This window comes from Streptococcus sp. GMD4S (genome assembly GCF_000296955.1).
In genome coordinates, this window is the sequence record NZ_AJRE01000102.1 from 1 (window position 1) to 4,421 (window position 4,421).

General features: G+C 40.2%; 6 protein-coding genes, 1 tRNA gene, 1 rRNA gene and 1 other RNA gene. All 9 read left to right on the plus strand.

All coding sequences use genetic code 11. The annotated features are described in order from the left end of the window. Positions 1-87 (plus strand): 5S ribosomal RNA (gene rrf / locus GMD4S_RS13980); the annotation flags it as partial. Between the two features lie 5 nt (positions 88-92). Continuing rightward, a tRNA-Asn gene (locus tag GMD4S_RS07120) sits at positions 93-166 on the plus strand. Between the two features lie 208 nt (positions 167-374). Then, positions 375-611: a sigma(X)-activator ComW gene (gene comW / locus GMD4S_RS13745; protein ID WP_000939515.1), complete on the plus strand. Its 237-nt coding sequence runs from the start codon at positions 375-377 to the stop codon at positions 609-611. A gap of 241 nt (positions 612-852) precedes the next feature. Beyond that, positions 853-2,139 (plus strand): adenylosuccinate synthase, encoded by a 1,287-nt coding sequence (locus GMD4S_RS07130; RefSeq protein ID WP_008285159.1) that lies wholly within the window; start codon positions 853-855, stop codon positions 2,137-2,139. A gap of 200 nt (positions 2,140-2,339) precedes the next feature. Then, complete coding sequence (gene tadA / locus GMD4S_RS07135; RefSeq protein ID WP_001110098.1) at positions 2,340-2,807, plus strand: tRNA adenosine(34) deaminase TadA; 468 nt, start codon at positions 2,340-2,342, stop codon at positions 2,805-2,807. Positions 2,808-2,839: 32 nt separating this feature from the next. Further along, positions 2,840-2,938, plus strand: an RNA gene (gene ffs, locus GMD4S_RS12935) — signal recognition particle sRNA small type. Between the two features lie 54 nt (positions 2,939-2,992). Beyond that, positions 2,993-3,436 (plus strand): dUTP diphosphatase, encoded by a 444-nt coding sequence (locus tag GMD4S_RS07140; RefSeq protein ID WP_000701976.1) that lies wholly within the window; start codon positions 2,993-2,995, stop codon positions 3,434-3,436. A 9-nt stretch (positions 3,437-3,445) separates the two neighbouring features. After that, complete coding sequence (locus GMD4S_RS07145; protein WP_000796430.1) at positions 3,446-3,913, plus strand: isochorismatase family protein; 468 nt, start codon at positions 3,446-3,448, stop codon at positions 3,911-3,913. Continuing rightward, a partial coding sequence (locus GMD4S_RS13500; RefSeq protein ID WP_044129921.1) for an AAA family ATPase occupies positions 3,904-4,421 on the plus strand: 518 nt, incomplete at its 3' end. The genes GMD4S_RS07145 and GMD4S_RS13500, both read left to right, overlap by 10 nt.

Sequence of the window (4,421 nt, forward strand, 5' to 3'; positions counted from 1 at the left end):
TGTACCCATGCCGAACACAGTAGTTAAGCCCTAGAACGCCGGAAGTAGTTGGGGGTTGCCCCCTGTGAGATATGGAAGTCGCTTAGCTTTTATCCGCCATAGCTCAGTTGGTAGTAGCGCATGACTGTTAATCATGATGTCGTAGGTTCGAGTCCTACTGGCGGAGTATAAATCGAAACGTTCAACTGAACGTTTTTTTATTTATAAATATAGTGGACTGTTGAAATTTCAAATTTTAATTTTTAAATCTGTAATTACCTCTTTATTTTATTTTTAGTTCGTTTAGCTTTAAATTCTTCTTTTATAGGATTTGAAGCTTTTTTAGTTCCTTTTTTTGTTAGACTAGTGTTACTAATAAGAAAGGGAATTTTTATATGCTTCAGAAATTTTATGATCGAGCATTTGTCTTTTTGAAACTAGTTGAACAAGAATATGTCTCTTTAGGCCAGAGTTGTTCAGAGTGGGAATCACTTCATCTTCGTTTTTTACTATATTACTTAATCCGATTTAAAATAAAAAGTGATAGGGACTTTTCACTATATCACTTTAAAACAGCTTATCGTCTATATCTAGATAAATTCCTGCAAGGTGGTACAACTATTATCCAATAGGAAGCATCTATATCATAATTACGAACGATAGTTGTAGCTAGTTTTTAAAAAATATAGAATTAGCTTATAATCAAAGGCTTCTGTATTTAGAAATGAAAGAATTTCCAAATCTTTTCTACTGTTTCTTCTTGATAAAATAGTGTTTTTTTCTTATAATAAATTGTAAGATATAATTGCGGGTGAAATTCCTGCCATGTATATGAGAAAGGACGAGCTCCTAGTAGCTCAGACGAATTTTATTATGACTTCAGTTGTTGTTGTAGGTACCCAATGGGGCGATGAAGGTAAAGGGAAAATTACAGATTTTCTTTCAGCCAATGCGGAAGTGATTGCTCGTTACCAAGGTGGTGATAATGCAGGTCATACCATTGTTATTGATGGTAAAAAGTTTAAGTTGCACTTGATTCCATCTGGAATTTTCTTCCCTGAAAAAATTTCAGTTATTGGAAACGGTATGGTTGTAAACCCTAAATCTCTTGTGAAAGAGTTGACTTATCTTCATGAAGAAGGTGTGACAACAGATAATTTGCGTATTTCTGATCGTGCGCATGTTATTTTGCCTTACCACATTGAGTTGGATCGCTTGCAGGAAGAAGCTAAGGGTGACAATAAGATTGGTACTACAATCAAGGGAATCGGTCCAGCATATATGGATAAGGCTGCTCGTGTTGGAATTCGTATTGCGGATCTTTTGGATAAGGATATTTTCCGTGAACGTTTGGAACGCAATCTTGCGGAAAAGAATCGTTTGTTTGAAAAATTATATGATAGTACCCCTATTTCAGTTGACGATATTTTTGAAGAATACTATGAGTATGGTCAACAAATCAAGCAATACGTGACAGATACATCCGTTATCTTGAATGATGCGCTTGATAATGGCAAACGTGTGCTGTTTGAAGGTGCGCAAGGTGTTATGCTAGATATCGACCAAGGTACGTATCCATTTGTTACGTCGTCAAACCCTGTCGCTGGTGGTGTGACAATTGGGTCTGGTGTTGGCCCAAGTAAGATTGACAAGGTTGTAGGTGTTTGTAAAGCCTATACGAGTCGTGTAGGTGACGGACCTTTCCCAACTGAATTATTTGATGAAGTGGGGGATCGCATCCGTGAAGTAGGTCATGAATACGGTACAACAACTGGTCGTCCACGTCGTGTAGGTTGGTTTGACTCAGTTGTGATGCGTCACAGCTGCCGTGTATCTGGGATTACCAATCTTTCATTGAACTCTATCGATGTTTTGAGTGGTTTGGATACTGTGAAAATCTGTGTGGCCTATGATCTTGATGGTCAACGTATTGATTACTATCCTGCTAGTCTTGAGCAGTTGAAACGTTGCAAGCCAATCTACGAGGAATTGCCAGGTTGGTCAGAAGACATCACTGGAGTCCGTAATTTAGAAGACCTTCCTGAGAATGCACGTAACTATGTTCGTCGTGTAAGCGAGTTGGTTGGTGTTCGTATCTCAACTTTCTCAGTAGGTCCCGGTCGTGAACAAACTAATATTTTAGAAAGTGTTTGGTCATAGGAGATTTTTAAGATTAGTTTAAGACAGGTTGGGTATACTATAGACAGTTACAAGAAGACCTCCTAACTTGTTGTAACAAATATCCTAAACTTTTCTTTTTCATAATAATCTCCCTATTAAGTCACCGCATTCGGTGGCTTTTTTTGTCTTGAGAATCATGATATAATAATAAAATCGACAAGTAGGAAAAGAGAAGAACGATGAATTATACAGTTGAAGAAAAAGAAGCCTTTATGAGAGAGGCTTTGAGAGAGGCTGAGATTGCCTTAGAACACGATGAAATTCCAATTGGTTGTGTGATTGTCAAGGATGGAGAAATCATTGGTAGGGGGCATAATGCGCGCGAGGAGTTGCAACGGGCGGTCATGCATGCAGAAATCATGGCTATAGAGAATGCGAATGTGAGTGAGGAGAGCTGGCGCCTGCTCGATTGTACGCTTTTTGTGACCATTGAGCCTTGTGTCATGTGTAGCGGGGCGATTGGGCTTGCCCGTATTCCAAAGGTAGTCTACGGGGCTAAGAATCAGAAATTTGGTGCAGCTGGAAGCTTGTACGATATTTTGACAGATGAGCGTCTCAATCATCGTGTAGAGGTAGAAACGGGAATTTTGGAAGATGACTGTGCAGCGATTATGCAGGACTTTTTCCGAAATCGACGGAAAAAATAATTTCTCTTTAAAAACAGAGGGGAATGTGGTATAATGAATAGTGGAGCAACAGTTCTGCGTGAAGCGGGTCAGGGGAGGAATCCAGCAGCCCTAAGCGATGTGAATTGTGTGCTCTTTTTTCGTGCTTTTTTCGAATAAATAAGATAAAATAGCCTAGAATAAATGATTATAGAAAAGAGAAAAATATGAAAATTCGTGGTTTTGAATTGGTTTCGAGTTTTACAGATGAAAATTTGTTGCCTAAGCGTGAGACAGCTCATGCAGCTGGGTACGATTTAAAGGTTGCCGAACGAACTGTCATTGCGCCAGGTGAGATTATATTGGTCCCAACAGGAGTTAAGGCTTATATGCAACCGACAGAGGTGCTCTATCTCTATGACCGTTCTTCAAACCCTCGTAAAAAAGGCTTGGTCTTGATTAACTCTGTGGGTGTCATTGACGGAGACTATTATGGCAATCCAGGGAATGAAGGACATATCTTTGCTCAGATGAAAAATATTACTGATCAGGAAGTGGTTCTCGAAGTTGGGGAACGTGTGGTTCAGGCTGTCTTTGCTCCTTTCTTGATTGCAGATGGAGATGAGGCAGATGGCGTGCGGACTGGTGGATTTGGATCGACAGGGAAATAGAGGGATAAAATGGCAGACTATTTATTAGTTGTAGACATGCAGTCAGATTATGTTGCTGTAGGAAAAGCCTATCATGAAGAACTGACTGCAGCTGTAAATGACAAAATTGCTACTTATCCCAGCGACCGAGTTATCTATATTCTCAATCGTTTTTTCTGGGAGAGAAAAGATAGAAAGAAGAAATTTGCGACCAACTTGTTAGTTGTATCTTCTCGTATCTTTGAGAAGTGTCGGGCTTCTTGCTTTACTAATCCAGATTTAAAAGATTTTTTAGAGGGAAATGGTGCTAAGAGCATAGAGTTTATAGGGGTAGATGGCAATTTCTGTGTCAAGGCTTCCGTTTTGGCAGCTGTCAAGGAGAATTATCAGGTTTCTGTCGATTTGTCTGCTGTCGGAGTTGCCAACCAGAATAAATTTCAAAATACATTGTATAAGTGGCATTCTTTCGGAGTAACCGTAAAAGGAGAATTATTATAGCTAAGAAAAAAGCGACATTTGTATGTCAAAATTGTGAGTACAACTCACCTAAGTATTTAGGACGCTGTCCAAACTGTGGGTCTTGGTCTTCTTTTGTAGAAGAGGTTGAGGTTGCAGAGGTCAAGAATGCGCGTGTGTCCTTGACAGGTGAGAAAACCAAGCCCATGAAACTGGCTGAGGTGACTTCCATCAATGTCAATCGAACCAAGACGGATATGGAGGAATTCAACCGTGTGCTTGGAGGCGGAGTGGTACCAGGAAGTCTCGTCCTCATCGGTGGGGATCCTGGGATTGGGAAATCAACCCTTCTCCTACAAGTTTCAACTCAGCTGTCCCAAGTAGGGACTGTTCTCTATGTCAGTGGGGAGGAGTCTGCCCAGCAGATTAAACTCCGTGCAGAGCGCTTGGGTGATATTGATAGTGAGTTTTATCTCTATGCAGAGACCAATATGCAGAGTGTTCGCGCAGAAGTAGAAAGAATTCAGCCAGACTTCCTCATTATTGACTC

Bases quoted from the DNA above. Each gene is read 5' to 3' on its own strand.
- tadA (WP_001110098.1), top strand. From the start codon at position 2,340: ATGAATTATACAGTTGAAGAAAAAGAAGCCTTTATGAGAGAGGCTTTG.
- GMD4S_RS07140 (WP_000701976.1), top strand. From the start codon at position 2,993: ATGAAAATTCGTGGTTTTGAATTGGTTTCGAGTTTTACAGATGAAAAT.
- GMD4S_RS07145 (WP_000796430.1), top strand. From the start codon at position 3,446: ATGGCAGACTATTTATTAGTTGTAGACATGCAGTCAGATTATGTTGCT.
- GMD4S_RS07130 (WP_008285159.1), top strand. From the start codon at position 853: ATGACTTCAGTTGTTGTTGTAGGTACCCAATGGGGCGATGAAGGTAAA.
- comW (WP_000939515.1), top strand. From the start codon at position 375: ATGCTTCAGAAATTTTATGATCGAGCATTTGTCTTTTTGAAACTAGTT.